Annotated in this window: 26 protein-coding genes; 5 read left to right on the top strand and 21 right to left on the bottom strand. The window is 62.6% G+C overall.

Annotated features, from left to right (window positions below; all coding sequences use genetic code 11):
• Nucleotides 1-6: 6 nt before the first annotated feature.
• On the bottom strand, nucleotides 7-1,860 hold the full coding sequence (locus QPW08_RS07845) for a hypothetical protein (RefSeq protein ID WP_284125175.1): 1,854 nt from the start codon (nucleotides 1,858-1,860) through the stop codon (nucleotides 7-9).
• A 202-nt stretch (nucleotides 1,861-2,062) separates the two neighbouring features.
• Here QPW08_RS07845 and QPW08_RS07840 point away from each other — a divergent pair, with 202 nt between their 5' ends.
• Genes QPW08_RS07840 through QPW08_RS07825 form a run of 4 tightly spaced genes read left to right on the top strand, consistent with a single transcriptional unit; the run spans nucleotide 2,063 to nucleotide 4,994 of the window.
• Nucleotides 2,063-2,632, top strand: coding sequence for a shikimate kinase (locus QPW08_RS07840; RefSeq protein ID WP_284125174.1), 570 nt, complete (start codon nucleotides 2,063-2,065; stop codon nucleotides 2,630-2,632).
• Nucleotides 2,623-3,732, top strand: a complete 1,110-nt coding sequence (gene aroB, locus QPW08_RS07835) for a 3-dehydroquinate synthase (protein WP_284125173.1) — start codon at nucleotides 2,623-2,625, stop codon at nucleotides 3,730-3,732. Before QPW08_RS07840 ends, aroB begins: the two co-directional genes overlap by 10 nt.
• 8 nt (nucleotides 3,733-3,740) lie before the next feature.
• Nucleotides 3,741-4,535, top strand: a complete 795-nt coding sequence (locus tag QPW08_RS07830; RefSeq protein WP_407674551.1) for a cyclase family protein — start codon at nucleotides 3,741-3,743, stop codon at nucleotides 4,533-4,535.
• Entirely contained in the window at nucleotides 4,536-4,994 is a 459-nt protein-coding gene (locus tag QPW08_RS07825) for a GNAT family N-acetyltransferase (protein WP_284125172.1), read from the top strand. It begins immediately after the preceding gene.
• Nucleotides 4,995-5,016: 22 nt separating this feature from the next.
• Here QPW08_RS07825 and QPW08_RS07820 read toward each other — a convergent pair whose 3' ends face one another.
• The 17 genes from QPW08_RS07820 to QPW08_RS07740 all read right to left on the bottom strand — a co-directional run bounded on the left by QPW08_RS07820 (nucleotide 5,017) and on the right by QPW08_RS07740 (nucleotide 20,062).
• Entirely contained in the window at nucleotides 5,017-5,388 is a 372-nt protein-coding gene (locus QPW08_RS07820; protein ID WP_284125171.1) for a tRNA-binding protein, read from the bottom strand.
• A complete protein-coding gene (locus QPW08_RS07815) occupies nucleotides 5,388-6,011 on the bottom strand; it encodes an O-methyltransferase (RefSeq protein ID WP_284125170.1) in 624 nt (207 codons plus the stop codon). The genes QPW08_RS07820 and QPW08_RS07815 overlap by 1 nt, the downstream gene beginning before the upstream one ends.
• Nucleotides 6,012-6,071: 60 nt before the next feature.
• Nucleotides 6,072-6,440 (bottom strand): hypothetical protein, encoded by a 369-nt coding sequence (locus tag QPW08_RS07810; RefSeq protein ID WP_284125169.1) that lies wholly within the window; start codon nucleotides 6,438-6,440, stop codon nucleotides 6,072-6,074.
• Nucleotides 6,441-6,455: 15 nt separating this feature from the next.
• Nucleotides 6,456-7,460, bottom strand: coding sequence for an alpha/beta hydrolase (locus tag QPW08_RS07805; RefSeq protein WP_284125168.1), 1,005 nt, complete (start codon nucleotides 7,458-7,460; stop codon nucleotides 6,456-6,458).
• A gap of 18 nt (nucleotides 7,461-7,478) precedes the next feature.
• A complete protein-coding gene (locus QPW08_RS07800; protein WP_284125167.1) occupies nucleotides 7,479-9,515 on the bottom strand; it encodes an acetyl-CoA carboxylase biotin carboxylase subunit in 2,037 nt (678 codons plus the stop codon).
• Nucleotides 9,515-10,312 carry a heme-dependent oxidative N-demethylase family protein gene (locus tag QPW08_RS07795; protein ID WP_284125166.1) on the bottom strand — a complete coding sequence of 266 codons (798 nt, stop codon included), beginning with the start codon at nucleotides 10,310-10,312 and terminating at the stop codon, nucleotides 9,515-9,517. The genes QPW08_RS07800 and QPW08_RS07795 overlap by 1 nt, the downstream gene beginning before the upstream one ends.
• Nucleotides 10,309-10,551, bottom strand: coding sequence for a hypothetical protein (locus tag QPW08_RS07790; protein ID WP_284125165.1), 243 nt, complete (start codon nucleotides 10,549-10,551; stop codon nucleotides 10,309-10,311). The genes QPW08_RS07795 and QPW08_RS07790 overlap by 4 nt, the downstream gene beginning before the upstream one ends.
• Complete coding sequence (bioB, locus tag QPW08_RS07785; RefSeq protein WP_284125164.1) at nucleotides 10,548-11,558, bottom strand: biotin synthase BioB; 1,011 nt, start codon at nucleotides 11,556-11,558, stop codon at nucleotides 10,548-10,550. Before bioB ends, QPW08_RS07790 begins: the two co-directional genes overlap by 4 nt.
• Before the next feature lie 204 nt (nucleotides 11,559-11,762).
• On the bottom strand, nucleotides 11,763-13,991 hold the full coding sequence (scpA, locus tag QPW08_RS07780; protein WP_284125163.1) for a methylmalonyl-CoA mutase: 2,229 nt from the start codon (nucleotides 13,989-13,991) through the stop codon (nucleotides 11,763-11,765).
• Between the two features lie 10 nt (nucleotides 13,992-14,001).
• Nucleotides 14,002-14,613 carry a glutathione S-transferase family protein gene (locus tag QPW08_RS07775; protein ID WP_284125162.1) on the bottom strand — a complete coding sequence of 204 codons (612 nt, stop codon included), beginning with the start codon at nucleotides 14,611-14,613 and terminating at the stop codon, nucleotides 14,002-14,004.
• Nucleotides 14,613-15,398 carry an enoyl-CoA hydratase-related protein gene (locus QPW08_RS07770; protein WP_284125161.1) on the bottom strand — a complete coding sequence of 262 codons (786 nt, stop codon included), beginning with the start codon at nucleotides 15,396-15,398 and terminating at the stop codon, nucleotides 14,613-14,615. The genes QPW08_RS07775 and QPW08_RS07770 overlap by 1 nt, the downstream gene beginning before the upstream one ends.
• 212 nt (nucleotides 15,399-15,610) lie before the next feature.
• Nucleotides 15,611-16,060, bottom strand: a complete 450-nt coding sequence (gene mce, locus QPW08_RS07765) for a methylmalonyl-CoA epimerase (RefSeq protein ID WP_284125160.1) — start codon at nucleotides 16,058-16,060, stop codon at nucleotides 15,611-15,613.
• Nucleotides 16,057-16,476, bottom strand: coding sequence for a hypothetical protein (locus QPW08_RS07760; protein ID WP_284125159.1), 420 nt, complete (start codon nucleotides 16,474-16,476; stop codon nucleotides 16,057-16,059). Before QPW08_RS07760 ends, mce begins: the two co-directional genes overlap by 4 nt.
• Complete coding sequence (locus QPW08_RS07755; protein WP_284125158.1) at nucleotides 16,473-18,005, bottom strand: acyl-CoA carboxylase subunit beta; 1,533 nt, start codon at nucleotides 18,003-18,005, stop codon at nucleotides 16,473-16,475. The genes QPW08_RS07760 and QPW08_RS07755 overlap by 4 nt, the downstream gene beginning before the upstream one ends.
• A 71-nt stretch (nucleotides 18,006-18,076) precedes the next feature.
• Entirely contained in the window at nucleotides 18,077-18,304 is a 228-nt protein-coding gene (locus QPW08_RS07750; protein ID WP_284125157.1) for a helix-turn-helix domain-containing protein, read from the bottom strand.
• Nucleotides 18,304-18,933 carry a DUF2975 domain-containing protein gene (locus QPW08_RS07745; RefSeq protein WP_284125156.1) on the bottom strand — a complete coding sequence of 210 codons (630 nt, stop codon included), beginning with the start codon at nucleotides 18,931-18,933 and terminating at the stop codon, nucleotides 18,304-18,306. The genes QPW08_RS07750 and QPW08_RS07745 overlap by 1 nt, the downstream gene beginning before the upstream one ends.
• Before the next feature lie 103 nt (nucleotides 18,934-19,036).
• Entirely contained in the window at nucleotides 19,037-20,062 is a 1,026-nt protein-coding gene (locus QPW08_RS07740) for an NAD-dependent epimerase/dehydratase family protein (RefSeq protein WP_284125155.1), read from the bottom strand.
• A 72-nt stretch (nucleotides 20,063-20,134) separates the two neighbouring features.
• Between QPW08_RS07740 and QPW08_RS07735 the strand changes: the two genes are divergently transcribed.
• Nucleotides 20,135-21,259 carry an NAD(P)/FAD-dependent oxidoreductase gene (locus tag QPW08_RS07735; RefSeq protein ID WP_284125154.1) on the top strand — a complete coding sequence of 375 codons (1,125 nt, stop codon included), beginning with the start codon at nucleotides 20,135-20,137 and terminating at the stop codon, nucleotides 21,257-21,259.
• A 1-nt stretch (nucleotide 21,260) separates the two neighbouring features.
• Here QPW08_RS07735 and gorA read toward each other — a convergent pair whose 3' ends face one another.
• The 3 genes from gorA to QPW08_RS07720 all read right to left on the bottom strand — a co-directional run bounded on the left by gorA (nucleotide 21,261) and on the right by QPW08_RS07720 (nucleotide 25,465).
• Entirely contained in the window at nucleotides 21,261-22,607 is a 1,347-nt protein-coding gene (gene gorA / locus QPW08_RS07730; RefSeq protein WP_284125153.1) for a glutathione-disulfide reductase, read from the bottom strand.
• 72 nt (nucleotides 22,608-22,679) lie between these two features.
• Nucleotides 22,680-23,987 (bottom strand): MFS transporter, encoded by a 1,308-nt coding sequence (locus QPW08_RS07725; protein WP_284125152.1) that lies wholly within the window; start codon nucleotides 23,985-23,987, stop codon nucleotides 22,680-22,682.
• Between the two features lie 32 nt (nucleotides 23,988-24,019).
• Nucleotides 24,020-25,465 carry a DEAD/DEAH box helicase gene (locus QPW08_RS07720; protein ID WP_284125151.1) on the bottom strand — a complete coding sequence of 482 codons (1,446 nt, stop codon included), beginning with the start codon at nucleotides 25,463-25,465 and terminating at the stop codon, nucleotides 24,020-24,022.
• Nucleotides 25,466-25,867: the final 402 nt, after the last annotated feature.

The raw sequence follows: 25,867 nt of genomic DNA, 5'->3' as shown, positions 1-25,867 counted from the left end.
CCGGTCCTATCCGCGAGCGACTGCCTCCGCAGCGATCATGCGCGCTTCGGCCTGCATGCCTGCCCGATTGAGCGCGCGGACGATGTGGAACAAATGACGCGGAGACATGCTGCCCCAGTTGCGGCCTTGCATGCCGACCCCTGCTAGATACGCCACAAGCGCCTGGTTCTGCAGTTCGCCTGAGCGATCGATCAGTTGGCTCCAGCGCGTCGTTCGTTGCAGTTCAAGGCCGAGCGCCTCCGAATACTCATTGGCGGTGCCGGTCTCCAACCGGCCAAGACCTGCCAGCCCGGCAATCAGGAAGGCTGACTTGCGCTTTCCCTCGCTGTCATCATCACCGGCAAAGCTGTCGATGGCCGCCGAACCGACAGGGTTGGAACGGGTCGGTTGGGCCAGAACGAGCAAGGCCCAGCCTTCACTGCCTTCAGCCACCACATTGCCCCATGCCATCGCATCACGGTCAAGTCCGGCTGCAAGCATCGCCGCGATCAGTTTTCCGGCTTGATCGGCAAGGTCGTCACTCGCGGGAATTCGCGCTGCGGCATAGGCGGTCAGCACCAGTCGGGCGTAGTCCGGGTTCGACCCCTCTCCCCAAAGCGACTGGATTGCCGCCATTCTCGTCGCCGGATCGACGCCGACATATGCCTCGCGCAATTGCACCGCCTGAGGGCCGAATATCCCGCCTGTGCCATCTTCCGCATAGAACTGTGAGTAGAGGTCAATCAGTGCCGAGGAGGAGAGGATACCCTCGCTGGCAGCGAGTTCGGCTCCGCGCAAACGCTGCGACAGCGGCAACGCGGCCGATCGGGCCGCCACCTTGAGATAGTCGGGTCCAAGATCCTCCAAAAGGGATGCGGGAATTTCAGCACCAAGCGCAGTCGCGAGTCCAAAGCGCCAGGGTGTCAGCTCCTCTACCCCGTCCCATTCCAGGTTGACGGCGCTACGTCCCCGTCCGGCTGCACCGGCATACCGCTGTGCCAGCAGGACATCGATTGCCGCTGCATCACCATCCCTGCGCATACGGATCAGGTCGCTGCGGGCACGGGCGCTTTCCCCGGAGAAGGCATTGCAGATCGCCCGCAGCATCTCCCATTGGGCGTCTTCGCGTAGCCCGCCCTGGAACCGGACTAGCGGACAAGCGCCGACGATGTCCCCCGTCGCAACATAAGCCTCAACCGCCGCATCTGCGAGCGGCCTGCCCCAGTTGCCGGTATCGACATCCTGGGCCAGCGCCCTCGATATCTCGAATTCGCCGATCGCATTGAGAGCCGCCGCGCGCATCCCGGCGAATTCCGCCGGCTCCATGCCCATCGGGGTTTCAAGCCGACTAGCCAGAGCACGGCGCAGCATGATGTGGCCCCAACGCGAAACCATGGGCCTCTGAATTCCACCTAATGCAGCGCGGACAATGGAAGCCGGTTGCCGGCCGAGCGAGCCGACTGGCAAGCCTCCTTCAGCGGAGTTGATGATGCCGATCCGCTCCATCGACCGACGGGCAGCCGGTGGAATGTCGTATTTGGGCTTGAGGCCGAGCAATTCGTCGAGCTCATCCGGATCGAGCTCTTCCAGTTCTTCCAGCGATGGAAGCTCCACCGGCAAGGCGATTTCCGCATCGGGTGCCGGGCCCACCGGCAAGGGTTGGATAACCGGCACGCTGCCCGAACCTGGGGCGGCGGGTCCACCCGGAGCCACAGGTCTCGGTGCCGCAGTGGGCCGTGGGGCAGGACTCGGAGCCGGTGCCGGATCATCGAATCCGGGCGGCAACAGTGATTCAGGCGCCGCCTGCAAACCGGCATAGGCCGTCGTCAGCGCTAACGCTCCCGCGCCAGCCAGCAGACCACACACCAGAAACCGCTTCATTCCATACCCTCCGGCACGGGAATCTCCTGTTCGATCGGGCGCAGGGGTTCTCGGCCGCCATCCCACCATGCCCAGAGGAGGGTCACCAGAACAACCAGCAGCGCGCCCATGCCCAGCCGCCTCCGACCCATAACCAAACCCGCTTCCAACAAAAGTTACCCTTTATTGCCTTCGCCCTAGCCCATCTCTAGGCCATGCTTCAATGCAAACTGGAACACCCTCCCCCGGCAACATGGACTACGCCGGCCTTGCCGAACGGATCGATCGACCGATCGTGCTGGTCGGCCTGATGGGTGTTGGCAAATCGACGGTGGGTCGACGCCTCGCCAGCCTGATTGGGCGCGACTTCATCGATGCTGACGAAGAGATCGAGGATGCAGCGCAGATGTCGATCTCCGAAATTTTTGCAGAGTTCGGCGAGGAGTACTTTCGTGACGGGGAACGGCGCGTCATCGCTCGCCTCATGGAAGAAAAGCAGGGGGTCATTGCCACGGGTGGCGGCGCGTTTGTTAACGACGAAACTCGCGCCCTCATCCTCGACAAGTCCATCGCTGTGTGGATCACTGCGGATATTGCCACACTGGTAGAACGGACGAGCCGCCGCAATACACGCCCGCTGCTCAAACAGGGCAATCCGCAGGAAATCCTGACGCGGCTCTATAATGAACGCGAGCCCTTTTATTCGCAGGCCCCGATCCACGTACGCAGCGAAGACGGGCCGCATATGCACACTGCCAACCGCATCCTAGAGGCGATTGATCAATGGCTGTAATCCCGGTGCAATTGGCAGGACGAAGCTATGACGTGCACGTCGATCGCGGCTTGATCGGCAGGCTGGCCGAGCTCGCCGGGCCCAAGCTGCGCAAATCGGTTGTTCCAGTCGTGGCCGATGCGAACGCATGGGAACACCATGGCGCGGCGCTGGCAGAGGGTCTTGCGGGCGCTGGCAAGGAAGTGGCGCTCTACAAAGTCCCGCCGGGTGAGGATTCGAAGAGCTGGCAAAGCCTCGAAACCCTTACCGACTGGATGCTGACGCAGGGCGTCGAACGCGGTGATAATGTCGTGGCGCTGGGCGGCGGCGTGGTGGGCGACCTGACCGGATTTGCCTGCTCGATCCTCAAGCGCGGTTGCGGCTTCATCCAGATCCCCACAACGCTATTGGCACAGGTCGACAGCTCGGTGGGCGGCAAAACCGCTATCAACACGCGCGCGGGCAAGAACCTGATCGGTGCCTTCCACCAGCCATCGCTGGTATTGGCCGACCTTGGCGCGCTCGATACCCTGCCGGACCGCGAGATGCGCTGCGGCTTTGCCGAAGTCATCAAATACGGAATCCTCGGAGACATCGGCTTCTTCGAATGGCTCGAAACCAACGGTGCCAAAGTCCTCGCACGCGATCCCGCCGCGCTTGAACAAGCTGTTGCGACCAGCGTTGCGGCCAAGGCCCGGATCGTGGCCGAAGACGAACGCGAGACGACCGGTGTGCGGGCGCTGCTCAACCTCGGTCATACCTTTGGGCATGCGCTAGAGGCGGAAACCGGCTTTTCGGACAAGCTCTTGCACGGCGAAGGGGTCGCGCTCGGAATGGTCCTCGCGGCGCGCTATTCTGCGCGGCGTGGCGAGTTGGCAGACAGCGATGCGGAGCGCGTTGCAGAAGCGATTGCCGGCGTTGGCCTCCCTTGCGAAATATCCGCATTGGGTCTCGCAGCCGATGGCGCTGCCCTCGTTCAGCACATGTTGCACGACAAGAAGATGGATGCAGGCACACTCCCCTTTCTCTTGTTGCGCAGCACAGGTGCAGCATATCTGGCAAAAGATGTTGATCTTCAGGATGTTGCTGCCTTTCTCGATGAGCAGCTGATCGCCCGTTGACGGCGCGCATGCTGCGGGCGATTGTGCGCAGCATGACACGCTTCATCGACCTCTCGATCCCGATCACCAACGACGTCATTTCCGACCCCGAGGTGATGCGCCCCAAGGTCACCTACATGACTCATGAAGACACCTGGCAGCAGATAGCCATGTTCTTTCCCGGGCTAGAGAAAGCAGACCTGCCCGATGGCGAAGGCTGGGCAGTCGAGATGCTCGAGCTGAGCACCCACAATGGGACGCACATGGATGCACCGTGGCATTATCATTCGACGACAGATAGCGGCGCGGCCCCGGCTCCCAGCATTGACGAAGCGCCACTCGACAGGTTCTTCCGCCCTGGGGTGAAGCTCGATTTCTCGCATTTGCCGCATGGGCATGTCGTGTCGGCGACCGAAGTTGAAGAAGCATTCGACAGGATTGGCTACGACCTGCAACCGCTCGATATCGTGCTGGTGCAATCAGGTGCGGAGTACGGGACGGATAACTTCACCGACCAGGGAGTTGGCCTCGGGGCCGAGGCAACCCTTTGGCTTACGGAGCACGGCGTCGAAGTCGTGGGCACCGATGCCTGGAGCTGGGATGCGCCCTTCAGCCATACCGCCCGGCGCTGGGCCGAGAACCGCGATCCGGCGATAATCTGGGAAGGACACAAGGCCGGTCGGATCCGCCCCTATTACCAGATCGAGAAGCTGACCAACCTTGCCGCCCTGCCCAGCCACGGCTTCACCTTCAGCTGCTTCCCGGTAAAGATCGAGCGCGCCAGCGCCGGCTGGATCCGCGCGGTCGCGCTGGTGGAGGAATAGATGCAGGTCGAAATTGCCGACCTCGAAAATCCAGAGGTCGTCGATCTTGTCCGTTTCCATCACGCGGAGATGCAGCGCAATTCGCCGCCCGACATGTGCTTCCCGCTCGATCTTGAAGGGTTGCGCGATCCACGCGTTACTGTCCTTGCAGTGCGGCTAGATGGCAGGGTGGCAGCGATTGGAGCGATGAAGCGGCTCGATGCCGAGCGAATCGAGCTGAAATCCATGCGCACCCACCCCGACTTTGTGCGCCGAGGCCTCGCAGGAGTCCTGCTCGACGCTATTATCGAACGCGCCATAATTGAAGGGTTCGCAATCCTCAGCCTTGAAACCGGCAGCGGGCCCCACTTCGATGCCGCGTTGGCACTCTACCGCAAGCGTGGCTTCGAGAATGGCGAAGCATTCGCGGGCTATGCCAATACTGCCTTCAACCAGTGCCTGCACTTGTCCCTTGCCTGACTGCGGGCATCGGACAAAGCCGTCAGAATAGGCGCGAGCCGTCGGGCACCTTCACATCCGGCGCAAACAACACGACATCACCAGACTGATCGGCAAACCCCAGTGTCAGCACTTCGGACATGGCCGGACCGATCTGGCGCGGCGGAAAATTGACAACGGCGGCGACTTGTCGGCCAACCAGTTCATCGAGATTATAGTTGGCGGCGATCTGCGCACAGCTCTTCTTCTCGCCAATGGCAGGGCCGAAATCGATCCGCAGCTTGTAGCTTGGCTTGCGGGCCTCCGGAAACTCCTCGGCGGCGATGATCGTGCCGATGCGAATATCAGCCTTCAGGAAATCATCGAAGGTGATTTGCTCGGCAGCGGGCGCTTCAGGATCATGGCTCAGATGCATCAGCTCTTCACCCGCAGGAACATCATACCGTCCCAACCCTTGGCGCCGACGGTCTGGAGCGCCGTCGCTTCCAGGCGCGGATGGTCTTTCACATGTTCGTAGAGCGCGCGCGTACCCTTGGCAGATTCATCGCCCTCGGCGGGATCGAGAATGTTGCCCTCACGCACGACATTGTCGACGATGATGAGACTGCCCGGCCTTGACAGGCAGAGCGCGTGCTCAACGTAGTTCACATTGTTGGGCTTGTCGGCATCGATGAATGTCAGGTCGAACACGCCATCAAGGTCGGCCAGCGACTTGAGCGCAGCGCGAATGTGCATGGTAATCCGGTCTCCCAGCCCGCTTGCGTCAAAATTCTCTTGAGCGACTTTGGCGTAGGTCTTCTTTGCCTCAAGCGTCACGACCTCGCCGCCGACGCCAACGCCGCGCGCCAGGAACAGGGTGGAATACCCGCCAAGAGTGCCGATTTCGAGTACGCGGCGGGCTCCAATCAGTTCACACACCATTTGCAGGAAGCGGCCTTGCGCCGGCGAAACAGCGATATCCGGCAGGCCGGACGCGGCACTGTGACGTGCGGCTTGCGCGGTAGCCTCGTCCTCGCCCAGCAGGGTGGATTCGATCAACGCATCGACTCCAGCCCATTTGGGATCCACACGCTTCCACCCGGCAACACCCGACATCGGTCAGTCCACACAGATCGCGACGACCTGGTCCTCTTCGTTGATGTAGGAATAGCAACCGAAGGGATTGCTGTTGGCCTGGCACTTGCCGAATTCGTCCTGCGGGCTTTCCACCCGGCACTGCCCCTCGCAGTCGCTTGGCTTGGTGCATGCCTTGCCGGCATCGGGATAAGGCACCGCACACGTGTAGCTCCCCAGCATGCCGCGCCTGGCGTAGGTGCCTTTCTTCGCCTCGCACTCGGCCTTTGAGGTTTCAGAGTGCCCGAACTCGCCCTCAGGCGGCCCGGGCTGTGGCTCATCCTGCGGCGCGATGCAGCCCGTTGCAGCGACGAGCAAGGCCAAGCCGCATAGATCAGGAATTCGTTGCAGCAACTTGGTTCTCCTCAGCTATTGTTCTGTTCGCAGGTTGCGATCAAGGAACTGCAGGAGTCGCGTCCTTAATGTCATCTTGCCGAGATCGCCGCCAAGGCTCGGCGCGCCCATGGGATAGAAATGGCCGAAACCGGGTATCCAGGCAGATTCTGTTTCGATACCGGCCTTGTCCAACACATCGATCACCGCGCGCGTACCAAGCAGCATCCCTCCAAGATCGTTTTGGCCGACCACGAACAGGCCGGGCGGCATCCCGGCCCTTGCCGTCCTGCGCAGGTCGAAGCCAACGGTCGAACCGGACAGGGAAAACATCGCCTTCACCGGCACGCCCAATCCATAGGCCGCATTGATCGCGGTTACGGCGCCTGCCGAGAAGCCACCGATGGCCAGGCGATCAGGGTCAATCCCAAGCTCGTCCGAATGGCTTCGGGCAAAATCGACCGCACTTGCCAAATCTTCGGCAGCAGCAAAAATGGTACTCCAAAGCTGCTCGCGGGTCTGATCGTCGAGTGGCGGCAGCCCCATCCTGCCCCTGACCACGTCCACGCGCGAGGTTGCCGCCGGGTTCCACACGCTCGACTTGGGAAACATCGTGACGGGATCCATGCCGTGAGGCATGGCCGGATCCTCAACCATCACGCGATACTCGATCGACAGACAGACATAGCCCTCAGCCGCGAAGACGCGGCAATACTCGCCCATCGCTGAATCCGAAGCACCATCTTCCTCGAATCGCGCGGTGCCTTTCGAACCCCGCAAGAAGGCACCGCCAAAGGCAAGGATCACTGCAGGACGATCAGCCAACAGCTTGCCGTCGGCAACCGGCCGATAGATGTCCAGCTTCAGATCGCGCACCTGCGGATCACTGCCCGATGCACCGACCAGACCCTGTGCGTAGGTAACGTCCGACTGGACCGAAACCGAATAACGATCGCCTGAAAATTCCTCAGCCACAACAGCCGGGTGATGGCTCAGCAACAGAGCTACAAAGGCCAACAATCCAGCCCAACGTTTAGACATTGGCGGTTTCCCCGTTTGCTACTCCAGCTCGAGAATGATCGCATCGACCGCGAGGCTGTCACCCTCACCGGCATTGATCTTGGCTACGGTCGCCTGCTTCTCGGCGCGCAGGATGTTTTCCATTTTCATCGCCTCGACCGTCGCCAGCGGCTGGCCCGGCTGGACTTCCTCGCCTTCGCCCACATGCAGCTTCACCAGCAGGCCCGGCATCGGGCAGATCAGCAGCTTCGAAAGGTCAGGTGGTTCCTTCTCGATCATGTGTCCGGCGAGATGCGCCACCCGCTGCGGCAGGACACGGATATGCTGTGTCGCGCCGCGCGTGGTGATGGCATAACCCATACGGGTCGGTGCTAGCTGCAACGTCATCGCTTCGTCACCCAGCTCGACATCCACCATCCAGTCCCCCGGCGTGTAGTCGAAGCTGAGCTCGACCGGTTCGCCGTCGACCAGGATGGCATCCTCGATCAGGCTGACCTCGTAGTGCTTCGCATCCGCTTCGGTGAGGCCGATGCGGATGGCCCAGTCGCCCGGAGCATAGAGCGGACCGTCGAGTTGCTGGTCGATCCGCCGCGCCCGGTCGGCATCGGCGGTGGCGATCACACCCGCAACCGCCGCCAACCCACGCAGCAAATCGTCGGAAACCGCTGCGCCGGTGAAGCCGTCAGGAAACTCCTCGACGATGAAGCCTGTGGTCAGCTCGCCCGAGCGGAACCGCGGATGCTGCATCAGGGCGCTAAGGAAGTCGACATTGTGCCCCAGCCCCTGGATGCGGAAGGCATCGAGAGCCTGGATCTGCAGGTCCGCCGCCTCGTCGCGGGTTTCGCCCCAGGTGATCAGCTTGGCGATCATCGGATCGTAGAACATCGAGACTTCGCCGCCTTCGTAGACGCCATCATCGACCCGCACGCCATCGACACCGCGGCGGCCATTGGCGCTGCCATCGTCGGTCCAGCCTTCCAGCGGCGGCTGGTATTCGACCAAGCGGCCCGTGCTTGGCAGGAAGCCGCGATAGGGATCTTCGGCATAGACGCGGTTCTCGATCGCCCAGCCCTGGATGCCGATATCTTCCTGCGTCATCGACAGCTTCTCGCCGGCAGCAACGCGGATCATCTGCTCGACCAGGTCGATCCCGGTGATTGCTTCGGTGACCGGGTGTTCGACCTGCAGGCGGGTGTTCATCTCGAGGAAGTAGAAGCTCTCGCCAGTCGGGTCCTTGCCGCTGACGATCAGCTCGACTGTGCCCGCCGAGTGGTAATCGACTGCCTTTGACAGCGCGACACATTGCTCGCCCATGGCCTTGCGCATCTTGGGCGTGACGAAGGGTGACGGGGCTTCCTCGACGACCTTCTGGTGTCGCCGCTGGATGCTGCATTCGCGCTCGTTCAGATAGAGAACGTTGCCGTGCTTATCGCCCAGGATCTGGATCTCGATGTGGCGCGGGTCCTCGATGAACTTCTCGATGAAGACCCGGTCATCGCCGAAGGAATTGAGCCCTTCGCGCTTCACACTTTCGAAGCCTTCGCGTACGTCCTTCTCGCTATAGGCGAGCCGCATGCCCTTGCCCCCGCCACCAGCGGATGCCTTCATCATTACAGGGTAGCCGATGTCGTTGCTGATCTCGACCGCATGGTCGGTATCGCGAATTTCGCCGACGAAGCCAGGTACGACATTGACGCCCGCTTCCTTGGCCAGCTTCTTGGACTCGATCTTGTCGCCCATCGCCGCGATGGCACCCGCAGGCGGGCCGATGAAGGCGATGCCTTCCTTCTCCAGCGCCTCGACGAAGCTCGCGCGTTCGGACAGGAAACCGTAGCCAGGGTGGATGGCTTCAGCCCCGCTCTGCTTGGCAGCCGCGATGATCTTGTCAGCGATGAGGTAGCTTTCCGCCGCCGGTGCCGGGCCGATATGCACTGCTTCATCCGCCATCTTCACGAACGGCGCGCGGGCATCGGCGTCGGAATAAACCGCGACGGTCTGGATACCCATCCGGCGAGCAGTCTTGATGACGCGGCAGGCAATCTCGCCGCGATTGGCAATCAGGATTTTCTTGAACATCAGTCCGTCAATTCCTCTCTTCGCCGGTTCGCATAGCCTATCAGAGCTGGAAGGTAAGCCCCTATCCCGCGCCGTTCGCGTTCCCCGGGCGGGATGGCCTTCACGGCTTCGGCGAGCCACTGGACACTATCTCCACGCAGTTTGCCGAGCGGCTCGACATAGACACCGATGGTGAACAGGATTGCGCCGGTTCGCGGCAAGCGGCGCAGGGTCTGTCGTTCGCAGCGAGCGAAGAGGCGCTCTCCGGCGTTCGCCGCAGTCACACCGGCGAACAATTCTCGCTCGCCCGGCAAGTGGCACAGGTTCCCGCTGTCGACCACGAACCAGTTACTGCGGCCGTAGAGCGCACCCGGTTTGAGCTTGGCCATGAAGCGATCGACACCGGTGGCTAGCTGCTCGGCATAGCCGTGGATCGGGGCGTGCATCGCGGCGAGCGGCAGGCCCATCTTGTCCTCTACCCGCCAGTCAGTGGGGAAACCAACGGCGGCGCCAATCAGGCGGTAGAAATCCTCATCGGGCTGACGGGTCAGGAGGCACATATCCTCCCAGTGCGCCCGAGCAGCTTCGGGCAAGCCGCCGGAAAGGCCAAGCATTTCGGCAAGTTCTACGCCGGGTGTCTCGGATTCCTCGGTCAATTGGACGGCTTCGGGACGGGTATCGAAAGCAGACGCCCTGGTTGCAAGGTCGGGTTGCGGCTGGAGCCACTCATCCTCGCCCAGCGCGCGCAGGCCGATCTTGAGCTTTTCGCCATTGCGGGCGTGTGGGAGCAGTTCGGGGACAGAAAAGCCGAGCGTCACGCATCCTGCTCGCGGCGAAAACGCTTGATCGTGACGACACACCAGATTGAGTAGACAATGATCGCCACTGTCACGACCGCCTGGTTGGTGATCTCCGCCCCGGCGTGGCAGTCGACAATCATCTGATGGCTCTCTTCATCCCAGCCCGCCCCGATGCCGCAGTCGAAAAAGTTGTAGAGAACAATTCCAAGCACAACCAACCAGTAGGCAACGCTGGTGAGGATCGGGCGTTTACTCATTCCGCTGGCACCGTCGATCTCTCGGCCCGCATAGGTTCCTCGCCCTGCAGCGCCGTCAGCCCTAGCTTGGCAAACAACGCAGCATCGCTGTCGTCGCCGGCATTGGGCGCGGTCAGCAGCTTGTCTCCCGTGAATATCGAGTTCGCGCCGGCGAGGAAGCACAGCGCCTGCGTTGCTTCGCTCATGCTCTCGCGCCCGGCGCTCAGGCGAACCATGCTCTTGGGCATACAGATCCGCGCCACCGCAACGGTGCGGACGAATTCGATGTCGTCAATCTTCGCCAGCGGCGTGTCGGCCAGCATGTCGCCCAGCACCGTGCCCTTGATCGGCACCAGCGCATTGACCGGCACGCTTTCGGGATGCTGCTCCAGCGTTGCCAGCGTGTGGACAAAGCCAACACGGTCCTCGCGCGTTTCGCCCATGCCGATAATGCCGCCGCTGCAGACATTGATCCCGGCATCGCGGACATTCTGCAGCGTATCGAGCCGCTCCTTCATCGAGCGGGTCGAGATGATCCGCTCGTAATATTCCGGGCTGCTGTCGATATTGTGGTTGTAATAGTCGAGCCCCGCCTCGGCCAGCTGCGCCGATTGCTGCGGCGTCAGCATGCCCAGCGTCATGCAGGTCTCCAGCCCCATATCGCGCACGCCCTTCACGATCTCGACGATGGCGGGCATGTCCCGGTCCTTTGGATTGCGCCACGCCGCGCCCATGCAGAAGCGCTGGCTGCCCGCATCCTTGGCCTGCGCCGCGCGCTGAAGCACAGCCTGCACATCCATCAGCTTGGTCGCTTCGACGCCGCTTTCGGCATGCACCGACTGCGAGCAATAGCCGCAATCCTCCGGACACCCGCCGGTCTTGATCGAGAGCAGCGTGCAGAGCTGCACCTGCTCGGGCGGGTGGTACTCACGGTGAACCGTAGCGGCCTGGAACAGCAGTTCGGTGAACGGGAGATCGAAAAGGGCCGCGATTTCGGCGCGGGTCCAGTCGGTGCGGATTTGGGTCAACGCGGAATGCCTCCGTTATAGCGTCGGGCTCGCCATATTGTGATTACGACGGCGAGAGCAACGATGACTACGAGCCAGATAAGAGTGCCGACGATTTTCTCTGTCGCGGTTCGCTCACTGAACCAAAGCAAGAGCAAAGGGATATTTGGGATAGCCAGAAGGATACCCTTGATGAACTTCGAGCAGTGATCAAACAGCATCAGTTCACTCCGCCGCCTCGTCCAGCTCATCGCCGGCAGGCGGCATGTTGTGGCCCAGCAGGCGCAGCATGTCGGCGCCGCATTCGACCACGTTCGAGCCCGGGCCGTAGATGCCCTGTACCCCGGCTTCGCGCAGGAAGTCATAGTCCTGCGGCGGGATCACGCCGCCAGCTACGACCTTGATGTCGCTGCGGCCCGCTTCCTTGAGCAGGTTGATCAGCTCGGGGATCAGTGTCTTGTGCCCGGCCGCAAGCGAACTCGCGCCGATGGCGTCGACGCCGTGTTCCAGCGCCATCTCCATCGTCTCTTGCGGCGTCTGGAACAGCGGGCCGGAGACGACCTCGAATCCCATGTCGGCGAAAGCGCTGGCGATAACGTTGGCGCCGCGATCGTGGCCGTCCTGGCCCATCTTGGCGACTATGATCTTGGGCTTGCGGCCGAGGCGACGCTCGACGGCGGCGACCCCGTCGGTGACCTGCTGCCAGCGACGGTCGAACTCATAGGCGCTCTTGTAGACGCCTTTCACCGGCTGCGGGGTGGCATCGTGGCGACCGAACACCGCTTCCATCGCCGAGGAAATCTCGCCCAGTGTCGCATCGTGACGTGCGGCTTCGACTGCGAGGGCCAAGAGATTGTGCTCCCCCGCGAAGGCGGGGGCCCCAGGAGGGGTAGCGCCAGACTGACTGAGGTCCCCGCCTGCGCGGGGACTCACACTGTGCCTCGCCCCATCGCTCAGTGCCTTGAGCGCAGCCTGGCATGCTGCTTCATCACGCTCGTCGCGGACGCGTTTGAGGCGGGCAATCTGGCCCTGGCGGACCTTGTGGTTATCGACCTCGAGCGTCTCGATCGGATCTTCGGTGTCCTTGCGGTACTTGTTGACCCCGACGATCACGGTCTCGCCCCGGTCGATGCCGGTCTGCTTCTCGGCAGCAGCGGTTTCAATTGCCGCTTTGGGCTTGCCGGTGGCGACATAGGCGGTCATCCCCCCGGCCGCGTCGACCTCCTCGATCAGCGCCCAGGCATCGTCCACCAGCTGCTTCGTCAGCGCTTCGATGTAGTAGCTGCCACCCAACGGATCGACGACATTGGTGATGCCGCTTTCTTCCTGCAGCACCAGCTGGGTGTTGCGTGCGATGCGGGCGGAGAAATCGGTCGGCAGCGCGATGGCTTCATCGAGCGCATTGGTGTGCAGCGACTGCGTGCCGCCCAGCGTCGCGGCCATCGCCTCGATCGTGGTGCGGATGACGTTGTTGTAGGGATCCTGCTCCTGCAGAGACACGCCCGACGTCTGGCAGTGCGTGCGCAGCATCTTGGAACGTTCGCTCTTTGCCCCCAGCCCGTCCATCACCCGCCACCACAGCGTGCGCGCGGCGCGCAGCTTGGCGATCTCCATGAAGAAGTTCATGCCGATGCCGAAGAAGAAGCTCAGCCGTCCGGCGAAGGCATCGATATCGAGCCCGGTCGCCATCGCGCGCTGGGCATATTCCTTGCCGTCGGCGATGGTGAAGGCAAGCTCCTGCACCGCCGTCGCCCCGGCCTCGTGCATGTGATAGCCGCTGATCGAAATGCTGTTGAATTTCGGCATGTTGGTGGAGGTATAGGCGATGATATCGCTGACTATCCGCATGCTCGGCTCGGGCGGGTAGATATAGGTGTTGCGGACCATGAACTCCTTGAGGATGTCGTTCTGGATGGTCCCCGAAAGCTGCTCGGTCGAAACGCCCTGCCGCTCGCCAGCAACGATGTAGAATGCCATCACCGGGATCACAGCGCCGTTCATGGTCATGCTGACCGACATCTGATCGAGCGGGATCTGGTCGAACAGGATCTGCATGTCGGCGACGGTGTCGATCGCAACGCCCGCCTTGCCGACATCACCGACCACGCGCGGGTGATCGCTGTCATAGCCACGGTGGGTGGCGAGGTCGAAGGCGACCGAGAGGCCCTTCTGCCCCATCGCGAGGTTGCGGCGGTAGAAGGCGTTCGATTCCTCGGCGGTCGAGAAGCCCGCGTATTGCCGGATCGTCCATGGACGGCCGGCATACATGCTCGCTTTCACCCCGCGCGTGAACGGCGCGAAGCCCGGCAGGCCTGGATCAACATCGGCGGTGTCTTCCGCCGTGTAGAGCGGCTTGATGGTGAAACCCTCGGGCGTCTCCCAATCGAGATCGCGGCCCTTCACTTCCTTGTCGGCAAGGGCCTTCCAGTCGGCGGGGGTCGGCTTGTCGGTCATTCTCGGTCCTTCAGGCGCTGGCGCTGGGCCTTGCGCTTACACGTTCGTGCCACGCATGAAGCGCTGCACAATTGTCCGGCGCTCCGCAACCCACGAACCCGGCAAAATCCATCGTGGTGAGGAGCAAAATGTCCGCCAGCGTATAGCTGTCCGTGGCGAGAAACTCACTCCCTTCCAGCGAGGCGTCGAAGAAACGGAACGCCTCCTCCACGCGCGGACGGTTGGTCTCGCCCCATTCCTCGTTGCGGCCCGGTAGCTTCGCCGTGAAGGCATGGGTGTGGACCCAGACCGCGCCAATCGGTGCCATCAGGATCATCTCGACCCGGCGGCACCATTGCTCGACATGCGCGATTTCGAGCGGCGTGGTCCCGAACATCGGCGGATCGGGATGCAGCGCCTCGAGATAGCGGCAGATCGCCACGCTCTCCGTGACCACCTCGCCATCGTCGGTTTCCAGCGCCGGGGTCTGCCCGCGCGGGTTGATCTTGAGGAACTCCTCGGATTTCTGCTCGCGCGCGGGGATCGAAATCTCGCGGCTCGGGAGTCCGATGCCTTTCTCGGCGGCGAAGATGCGCACCCGGCGCGGATTGGGCGCCGGGTTCGGGCTGTCGTAGAACAGCATCAGGCGCCCTTGAACTCGGCCTTGCGCTTTTCGAGGAAGGCCATGCCGCCTTCGCGCGCATCAGCCGTGGCGCCGGCGAGCCGCTGGCCCTCGGCCTCTGCCAGCAGGACCTGCTGCAGCGAGCCGTCGGTGGCGAGTGCGATGTTCTGCTTCATGGTGCGCAGCGCCACGGTCGGGCCATTGGCAAGCTTCAGCGCCAGTTCGCGGGCTTCGGCCAGCAGCCCGTCATTGTCGACCGCCTTGTAGATCAGGCCCCAATCCTCGGCCTGCTCGGCGCCGATCTTCTCGCCCAGCATCATCATGCGGGTGGCGCGGGCACGGCCAATGGCGCGGGTCAGCAGCCAGGTCGAGCCGCCATCGGGCACGAGGCCGATATTGACGAAGGCTTGCAGGAAATACGCAGAGCGTCCGGCAAGGGTGAAGTCCGCCGCCAGCGCGAGCGAGCAGCCGACCCCCGCCGCCGGCCCATTGACCGCGCAGACCACCGGCACCGGCGCGCGCAGCACCTGGCTGACGGCGGGGTTATAGTGGTTCTGCAGCGCCAGGTGGCTGCCGCCCTTCATCTCCAGCGCGCTACGTTCGCCGCGTGCGGAAAGGTCCGCGCCCGAGCAGAAGCCCTTGCCCGCCCCGGTGATCAGCACCGCGCGCGCATCGCGCAGGTCATAGAACGCCGCGCCGATCTCGTCCGCCATCTGCGGAGGCATGGCGTTGAGCCGGTCGGGGCGGTTGAGGGTGATGGTCATCAGCGGGCCGTCCCGCTCGACGATGATGGTTTCGTAGCTCACGCGTTCTCTCTCCCTACAAGTCTCGTTTCGCAACCGTCTGTGGCGCGGATGGCGCAGGGTGGCAACCCTGTGAAACTGGAGGGCCTAGGTACAATGCCGCAAAGAACTTCCGTCGCCCCTGCGATGGCAGGGGCCCAACCGACCTCTCGCCAATCGATACCGTATCTGGATCCCCGCCTGCGCGGGGATGACGAGATTGGCGGGGTAGGTCTTCAATTTGACCAGTGGCTGCCTTCCTTGGGCGTTTCCATGATCTCGGTCAGTTGGCCCATCATGTCCTTGGGGTGGAGGAAGAAGATCGGCGTGCCATGTGCGCCGATGCGGGTCGGGCCGAGGATACGCTTGCCCATGTCCTCGAACCACTTGCGCGCATCTTCGATGTCCTCGACCTCGTAGCAGAGATGGTGCTGCCCGCCCGAAGGGTTCTTCTCGAGGAAGCTGGCGATCGGGCTGTCCGGCCCAAGCGGCTCGATCAGCTCGATTTGCGTGCCGTGGGTGCCATCCTCACCGGGCGTATCGACGAAGCAGACCTTAACTCCCTGCGCCTCGAGATCGAACGGTTTGTGGAACGAAGTCGCGCCCATCACCTCACGGTAATAGCGGATCGATTCCTCGATCGAAGGCGTGGCGACACCGATATGGTTGAGACGGCCGAGTTTCATTTCAAATCGCCTTTGTAATGTGGATTGGGACGAAATTCTCCTGTGAATCGCCCTGATCTTCCCACGAACCAGCTGCCAGTTTGCCCCTCTTCGGGAACGTCAGGAAACAGATCGTCGAACGCAGGGTCAATTTCGACAACCCACTTCTGCCGCAGATGCGATGCGCCCTTCAAGCAGCGTTCCATATAGTCTCTCGGCTTTCGCGTTGGTCGGATCACTGCCCGATAGTTGGGATTTTCCTTGCGTATGCCAGTAAGCTCCCCGTTCGCACCAACCTCCAATCCGGCAACAATCGCTTCGGGTGGAACGTAGTCGTCGCCATAGTCCCAGTCGATCTCATAGACCCAGCCGCCGGGGCAATTTTTGGCTTCGTTCTTAAGACGCCGGAACAATCTCCATTTCCGCAACAAGTTCATAGCGGAATATTATCATGCTTCTTCCACGGGTTCTCAAGCTGCTTCGTCCTTAGCTTCCTGAGCCCCACCGCGATCCGCTTGCGGGTCGAATGCGGGTAGATCACCTCGTCGATATAGCCGCGCTGGGCCGCCACGAAGGGGTTGGCGAAGCGGTCTTCGTATTCCTTCGTTTTCTCGGCGATCTTGTCGGGATCGTCGCGGTCTTGGCGGAAGATGATCTCCACCGCGCCCTTCGCACCCATCACGGCGATTTCGGCGGTCGGCCAGGCGTAGTTCAAGTCCCCGCGCAAGTGCTTGCTCGCCATCACGTCGTAAGCCCCGCCATAGGCCTTGCGGGTAATCACGGTGATCTTGGGCACGGTGGCTTCGGCATAGGCGAACAGCAACTTCGCGCCGTGCTTGATGATGCCGTTGTGCTCCTGGTCGGTGCCGGGGAGGAAGCCGGGGACATCGACGAAGGTCAGGATCGGGATCTCGAACGCATCGCAGAAGCGCACGAAGCGCGCGGCTTTCTTGCTACTGTTGATATCGAGCACGCCCGCCAGCACCATTGGCTGGTTGGCGACCACGCCCACGGTGCGCCCCTCGACCCGGCCGAAGCCGCACAGGATATTGCCCGCATGGGCCGGCTGGATTTCGAAGAAGTCGCCTTCGTCGAGCACCTTCCGGATCACTTCGTGCATGTCATAGGGCTGGTTGGCATTGGCCGGGATCAGCGTGTCGAGGCTCTCTTCCTCGCGGTCGAACGGGTCGGCGGTGGGCCGCTCGGGCACGGTCTCTCGGTTCGACAGCGGCAGGAAATCGAAGAAATTGCGCGTCGCCAGCAGAACCTCGAGATCGTTCTCGAAGGCGATATCGGCGACGCTGGTCTTGGTGGTGTGCGTGATCGCCCCGCCCAGCTCTTCCTGCGTCACGGTCTCGTTGGTGACGGTCTTCACTACGTCCGGCCCGGTGACGAACATGTAGGAGCTGTCTTTCACCATGAAGATGAAGTCGGTCATCGCCGGGGAATAGACCGCCCCGCCCGCGCATGGCCCCATGATGAGGCTGATCTGCGGCACCACGCCGCTGGCCAGCACATTGCGCTGGAATACCTCGGCATAGCCGCCCAATGAGGCGACACCTTCCTGGATACGCGCGCCGCCAGAATCGTTGAGGCCGATCACCGGCGCGCCCACCTTCATCGCGGTGTCCATCACCTTGCAGATCTTCTCCGCATGGCGCTTCGACAGCGAGCCGCCGAACACGGTAAAATCCTGCGAAAAGACATAGACCAGTCGGCCGTTGATGGTGCCCGATCCGGTGACGACGCCGTCGCCCGGGATCTTCTGTGTCTCCATGCCGAAATCGGTGCAGTCATGCTCGACATAGGTGTCGAGCTCTTCGAACGAGCCTTCGTCCAGCAGCACGTCGAGCCGCTCGCGCGCGGTCAGCTTGCCCTTGGCATGCTGCGCGGCAATGCGCTTCTCGCCCCCGCCCATCTTCGAGGCTGCTCGGCGACGTTCCATTTCAGCGATATTGGCGGACATGCACTCTCCCGTTCGACCAGTTGATAACCGCCTAGCCATGCCTGAGCGCGCGCGTCAATCGCCTCTCATTGCTAGTCAGCTGCCTCGTCGCCATCGTCCGGGCGGAATTCGAGAATGTCTCCCGGTTGGCAGTCGAGTTCGCGGCACAGCGCATCGAGCGTGCGATAGCGCACGCCCTGCACCTTGCCGGTCTTGAGCAGCGACAGGTTGGTATTGGAAATGCCGATGCGGTCAGCCAGCTCTTTCAAGCTGACCTTCCGTTTCGCCATCATCACATCGAGATTGGTGATGATCGCCATCAGACCACGCTCTCGCTGTCTTCGCGGTAGGCCTTTCCTGCGCGAAATGCCCCGGCTGCCGAAAAGGCGAGCAATGAAAGAACGAGCGCTTCGATCGGGGGTGAATACTCGAGCCAGATGTTCTCGACCCCCTGCACACGCCAGCTGATCGAACTATGAATGACCCGCCCGTCAACCGGCGGGATAGCGTTGATGATCACGTGCTGGATGAAGATGGTTCCAACCACCGACAAAGCCACGCCGACGAGCAGGATTTGCCCAATCCGTGTCAGCGCAGCGATATTCTCGTCGGTGAAAACATGGCCTTCGGCAATCCGGCTCAGGAACCCTCGGAGGTTCCACAGCGCTGCAGCAAAAAGCCCGACAAAGGTAAACTGGAGCGCGACCCGCAACAACCGCAACCAGGTGTAATTGTCGACCCTGATCGTTCCTTCCTGGAGCTGCCAGAAGGCCGTCCCTTCCTTGTCGAGATGCTCCATCCGGATATTCTCGCTTGATGCGGCATAGCTCACCATGTGGAACTTGCCCTCGCCAATCGAGGCCCCGGCCTTGATGATCCCGCCCAGCGCCGCCAGCGCGACCAACACGATCAACGCATCCACAAGGCGCCGCGTCCAAACTGCAGTCATTTCGATTCCTCCAAACTGTGTTGGAGGTTCAATGACAGCAGCCAATACGATTCGCAATGTCTTTTTTATGTTTTACGTAAATTGCTAGATGTTTTGCGTCGATTCAGGGCTTGACAACACCGTGTTCGAACAGGCTGCGCGCGCAATCGAGGATGCTCTCTTCCTCGGCCCGGGTTTTCCAGCCGAGCACTTGCTCGGCATGGCTGGCATCCGAATGGCGCACCCGGCCCAGCTCGTTCTTCACCGAGCGGAACGGCGGGTTGATCAGCATGAAGAGCTTCACCACCCACCCGGGCATGGTCCGTTTGGGCAGCTTCTTCGCCTGCTCGCTCGTCAGGCATGCGCGCATCACATCGGCAATCTCGATCATCTTCATGAATTTGCCCGAGGCAATGAACCGTTCCCCATCGATGCCCGGCGTTTCGAGGCAGCGCACGTGCAGGTCGGCGACGTCGCGCAGGTCGACCACGCCAAAGCCGAGGTCGGGTGCCATCGGCACCTTGCCGGTCAGCAGCATGACAACGGGCGTGACCGAGGCCGAGAAATCGTCGCTGTCGACCGGGCCCAGCACCAGCACCGGATTGATCGAGACATATTCCATCCCGCTACCCTCTGCCGCAATCCAATCGCGCGCAGTGCGTTCGGCGATGGTCTTGGACTTGGCGTAAGCCGTGGTGTCGGGCGAGTTGACGTCGGTCCAGTCCGCTTCAGTGACGGTGTATTCCATCTCGCCCCGGCCATAGGCGACCGCCGCGATGGAGCTGGTGTGGACGAAGCGTGTAACGCCCGCCTGCTTGGCAAAGCGGAGTGCGCGCAACGTGCCTTCGCGGGCCGGCACGATCAGCTCATCTTCATCGTCAGGCACGGTATCCGATACCGGCGAAGCGACATGCGCCAAATGAGTGCATCCGGCGACCGCTTCAGCCCAGCCGTCATCGCTGAGCAACTCGGCCTGGAAGATCTTCAGAAGGTCATCATCCGGATGGCCGAACCGTTCGCGCAGCCGTGCTTCGCTCTTCGCTGTGTTGCGTACCGTCGTGTGGACGGTCCAACCCTTGGCGAGGAGCTGCTTGATCAGTTCCCCGCCGATATATCCCGTACCACCTGTTACCAGGACCGTGCCCACCATCGGTTCTCTCCTTTGCGCCATGCGTAAGAGGAATGGTTGCAGCGCGCAACGGATTGCGTCAGTCCCTTCCTCATGCGCACCGTCGATACCATCGTGATCGGAGCCGGAATTGCCGGGCTGTCACTGGCAGCACGCTGCGTGCAGCATGGCTCGGTGGTCGTGCTGGAGGCGGAGAGCGCACCAGGCTACCACTCCTCCGGACGCAGCGTGGCGCATGCGCATTTCGGGCTCGGCGACGAGGTAGTGCGGGCGCTGACGGCTTTGAGCATGGCGCGGCTTGCGCAAGTGCCGCAGGATGGCAGCCCTCCAGCTGGTACTGTCCATCCTTCGCTACATATCGCCGATGCCGGCCAGCTTGCCGCGCTGGACGAACTGGAAGCGCAGCACCAACGCTATGCTGCAGACTTCGAGCGGATCGGAACAGCCGAGGCACAAGCTCTGGTGCCGATCCTCAAGCGCGAGGCCGCAGCTGGCGCACTGCTCGACCGCGCCGCGCTGAAGCTGGATGCCGACACAATGCTTCAAGGGCACCTGCGCGCCGTTCGCGCGGGCGGTGGGGAGCTGGTCGCCGATGCAAGGGTACTGTCGGTTGCGCGCGATGGTGATGGCTGGAACGTCGGCACGGCTGGCGAGAACTACATGGCCAAGCGGATCGTCAATGCAGCCGGGGCATGGGTGGATGTCGTAGCCGCCATGGCCGGTGTCGCCACCATCGGCCTTGAGCCGCGCCGCCGGACCGTCATTTCGTTCGACGGACCCGCAGGCGAAGATATCGCGCATTGGCCCTTTACCAAGACCGTTGGCGAAGGCTTCTACATGCTGCCTGAAGGTACCGGTCGCCTTCTCGCTTCGCCGATGGACGCAACTCCTTGCGAACCCTGCGATGCCGCGCCGGAGGAGATCGATATCGCCACCGGCGCACACCGAGTCGAGCAAGCCACCACCCTCGAAATCCGCCGCATCCATCACAGCTGGGCCGGCTTGCGCAGCTTCGCACCGGATGAGCGCCCCGTGGTAGGCTTTGCGGCCGATGCTCCGGGGTTCTTCTGGTTCGCCGGGCAAGGCGGGTTCGGCCTGCAAACCTCCCCCGCCCTTGCCGATATCGCCGAGGCGCTGTTGTTCGGCCTTGAATGGCCGGATGAGTTCGAGCGCTACGATCTGTCACCGGAGCAGTTCAGCCCCGCACGCTTCGGCTAGCCTATTTCAGCAGCACCAGCTCCTCGGCCATGGAGGGATGCAGCGCGACGGTATCGTCGAAAGCCTGCTTGGTCAGCCCGGCCTTCACCGCCACGGCGGCGACCTGCAGGATCTCCGGCGATTCCGGACCGATCATGTGCACACCCAGCACCTTCTCCGACGTCGCCTCGACGATCATCTTGTAGAGCCCGCGCTCGGCGTGCGGCGAGAAGATGTTCTTCATCGGGCGGAAATCGGAGGAATAGACCTTGATGTTCCCGTACTGCTCGCGAGCCTGAGCTTCGGTCAGTCCCACACCGGCAAGCGGCGGCTGGCTGAACACCGCGCTGGGAATCGCGGTATAGTCAATCGTGCGCGGATTTTCGCCGAACACGGTATCGGCAAAGGCATGACCTTCGCGAATGGCGACGGGTGTCAGCTGCACGCGATCGGTGACATCGCCGACGGCATAGATGCTCTCGCAGCTGGTGCGGTTGTATTCATCGACCGGGATTTCGCCACCTTCGCCGAGCTCGATCCCTGCGTTCTCCAGGCCCAGGCCCGCTGAATTGGGCTTGCGCCCCGTGGCGATCAGCACCTGATCGACCTTGACCGGGTTGGCCCCACCAAGGTCGACACTGAGACAACCATCGTCGAGCTTCTCGACCGACTGGATCTGGCTGTGCATCTTGAAATCGATCCCGCGACCCATGGCGATATGCAGCATCCGCTCGACGATCTGCTCGTCATAACTACGCAGGATCCTGTCGGTCCGGTTGACGACGGTAACTTCACTGCCCAGCGCGTTGAAAATTCCGGCAAACTCCATCGCGATGTAGCCGCCGCCGACGACCATCAGGCACTTCGGTTGCTCTTCAAGGTGGAACACCTCGTTGGAGCTGATGCAGTGCTCGGCCCCCGGGAAATCAGGCATCGCCGGCCAACCACCGGTGGCGACGAGGATGTATTTCGCGCTCACTTCACGCCCACTGGCCAGCTTCACACCATGCGGCCCGGTAATGGTGGCACGCTCGGCAAAAACTTCGACCTCGTGACTAGCCAAGGTCTTGCCGTAGAGCCCTTCAAGCCGGTCGACGTCGGCATTGACGAAATTGCGCAACGCCGCCCAGTCGAAGCTCTTGCCTTCGATTGTCCATCCGTAGTTGTCGGCATGGCCCAGCTCCTCGGCGAACATGGAGCCGTAGACCAGCATCTTCTTGGGCACACAGCCTCGGATGACACAGGTCCCTCCAACCCGGTATTCCTCCGCCACTGCGACCCTTGCGCCGTGCGCAGCGGCAACACGGCTTGCCCGAACGCCGCCCGAGCCGGCACCGATGGTGAAGAGGTCAAAGTCATACTCGGCCATGAAATTCTCCTGTCAGGCGCGCGATATGGCGCGCCGGGCTTCGCTTGCCAACCGTCTGTGGTTACGCCCTCGCTAGCGCGCCTGGACTTCCTCGAGGCGCGAGGCGAACCATGCTCCGGCGAGGCAGAGCAGCGCCATGACTCCAATTGTCGATACGTTGCCAAAGAGCTGTGCGGCGACTCCCAACAGGCTGCCCGCAAGCAGGATCACACCGATGATCGTATTGGAAAGCGCTGTATAGGCCGCGCGCGTGTCTTCGCTCGCCATATCGACAAGGTGGGTCGATCGACCCAGGCGAACACCTTGGTAAGCGATCATCAGACCTAGCAACAAGAGCGGCAACGCCCATGTACCTTGTAACATCCCCGCCCACCCGGCAGCGGCTGTAGCGCCCAGTGCAACAGCACCGGCAAGCGCTGAGATCAGCAGCACCTTGCGGCTCGAGCGGTCGGCTAGTCGGCCCCATAAGGCCGAACTGACCAAGGCGGCTCCTGACGACGCGAGGACCAGGAACCCCAGCCCTTCAAATGCCGACTGCCCGTCGGCCGAACCGGCTGAGATCATGAACGGGGGTGCCAGCGCCGTGGCGGTCAGGAAGCCCCGTGTGGCAATGAAAGTTCGTAGCTGTCGGTCATCCCGCAACAGCGAGAGGTTCTCCTTTGCTACAGCAAAGGCATTGGCCCCGCCCTCGGTCGAGCCCCTGGCTTCGGCCAGCGTCGCGAACAGCAAGGCCCCGCCTATCCAGCAGGCTCCGGCGAGCGCCAACCCCGCAAGAACGATGTCCATCCGCTCGATCCAGCCCGATACAAGCAGGAGCGCGAAGGCAATGACGAAAGCAGCCGAGAGCGACCCAGCAAGGCCGGTTGCCGAACCACGGCGCGACATTGACACCGTCTTGCCGAGGACATCCTTGTACGAAACCGAGCAGACGCTGCGCGCGAGCGCCAGCATCGCCAGCGAGGCAAGGATGGCCCAGCCTGCATGCCTCCCTTCCATCAGGAGCGCGCTGGCGAGGATGCCCAATGCGCCCAGTCCCTGGACAAAGGCACCCACAGCCCAGGCGTACTTGCGGCGTTGCATCGCCCGGATAGAACCGGCGGTGAACATCTGCGGAAGCAGCGCGCCGGCCTCGCGCACCGGTACCAGCAAGCCGATGAGATAGCCTGGCGCGCCAAGCGTCGTCATAAGCCAGCTCAGCACCAGCTTGGGATCGACCAGCCCGTCAGCCAGCTTGCTGAGACTCAGCGAACCAACATGGGTGAGGAAATTGCGTGGCTCTTCACCGCAGGCGCTGTCGGGAATGTCACGACAAGCGCGCCCGTCATCATCGATGACGAGCGCTTCAAATACCTGTTCAACAGTGGTTTTCTCACCCGCCATGCCCGCTTAACGCGCACAGCGGGATTTGGTGCCTAGGCGCGCGAGCCGCCGGGGCGCCCGCCACTCCGACGGCGACGGCTGCTTCCGCCACCACCGGCGCTGCGCTGGCCGCCGGGATGACCCCCCGGACGCCCTGCACCGCCATCGCGGCGCGGCTTGCCGGCGCGGTTCGGGTGCTTCTTGCCCGGGCCTCCAGCCTTTTTAGCCGGGTTCTCGACCGGTCCGCGCGAATCGCGACGGGCGCTGTCACCGCGCGGCTTGGCCCGCACCTTGGGTCCGCGCTGCTTCTGCTCGCGCTTGGTCGGGCCGACGCCTTCGACCACGGCGCGGAAGTTGTCCGGCAGCGGCAGGCGCTCGAACTCGGCATCGGTGTTCTTGCGGATATCCTTCAGATAGGCGCGTTCGTCCTCGGCGCAGAAGGCAATGGCGATACCATCGGCCCCGGCGCGCGCGGTGCGGCCGATGCGGTGGACATATTGCTCGGGCACATTGGGCAGTTCGTAATTGATGACATGGCTCACGCCCGGGATATCGATCCCGCGCGCGGCGACATCGGTCGCCACCAGCACCGGCACCTTGGCCCGCTTGAACTCGTCGAGCGCGCGCTGCCGTTGCGGCTGGCTCTTGTTGCCGTGGATGGCGTTGGCAGCGACGCCGACTTGCGCCAGCTTCTTCACGACGCGGTCCGCGCCATGCTTGGTGCGGGTGAAGATGAGGATGCGTTCGAACTTGCCCGGCACCTCGTGGCGGCCCTTGAGGATCAGCTCGAGCAGCGCCTGCTTCTCGTCCTGCTGGACCATGAACAGATACTGGTCGACCCGCTCCGCCGTGGTCGCCGCCGGGGTGACGGAGACATGCGCGGGGTTGGTCAGGTAGTTCTTGCTCAGCTCCTTGATGCTCGAAGGCATGGTGGCGCTGAACAGCAGCGTCTGCCGCTCGGCCGGGAGCAGCGGGACGATCTGGCGCAGCGCGTGGATGAAACCGAGGTCGAGCATCTGGTCAGCCTCGTCGAGGACGAGGATCTCGACCCCATTGAGCTTGAACGCCTTCTGGTCGATCAGGTCGAGCAGGCGGCCCGGCGTGGCGACGAGGATATCGGTGCCGCGGTGCAGCTTGTTGCGATCCTTGCCGACCGAGGTGCCGCCGACGATCGACTGGACCTTGAGGCCCGCCATCGCGCCGTAATCCTTGGCCGACTGGGCGATCTGCCCGGCCAGCTCGCGCGTCGGCGCCAGCACCAGCATACGGCAGGACTTGAACGGGGTCTGGTTGTCGGCCTCGCGCAGCCGGTCAATGCTGGGGAGCATGAAGGCGGCGGTCTTGCCGGTGCCCGTCTGGGCAATACCCAGCAGGTCGCGCCCTTCGAGCAGCGTGGGAATGGCCTGCTGCTGGATCGGCGTGGGGGTGTTGTAGCCCTTCATGTCGAGGGCCGCGAGAACGGGCTGCGACAGCCCGAGGTGTTCGAAAGTGGTAGTCATATGTACTCGCATTCAATGCGGTGCGTCGACGGATTCCAGGCGGAATCGTCGCGCAGCGCGGGTGTCAAAACGACCCGCGTGAAAAGGGAAGTCTCAGGGAAAATCGAACGAAACGCGGCCGGGGCGGATGTTGCAAGAGCCGCCGCTTCACGCTGGCTCGGGCGTTTCGATTGCGGCGCATATGGTGCAGCGCAACATGAAAGTCAATGAAATGCGGTGCCTGCTTGACATTTGCTTGACGAAGTTGACACCGTGTCAATTTCAGAAGCGGCGTATAACCTAATGTTTTTGCGTACAAATAAGGTCTGGCCGGTGCTTGACACCGCATGGGGTAGGCCCCCGCCCCCTGCTGGATTTCCGTTCGATCATGCGAGGGGTTCTGGCACACCTCACCGGCGGTAG

Origin of the sequence: Parerythrobacter aestuarii, assembly GCF_030140925.1 — a bacterium.
Taxonomy (GTDB): domain Bacteria; phylum Pseudomonadota; class Alphaproteobacteria; order Sphingomonadales; family Sphingomonadaceae; genus Parerythrobacter; species Parerythrobacter aestuarii.
Note: the sequence above shows the minus strand (reverse complement) of the source record. Positions and strands in the feature narration are given on the sequence as shown.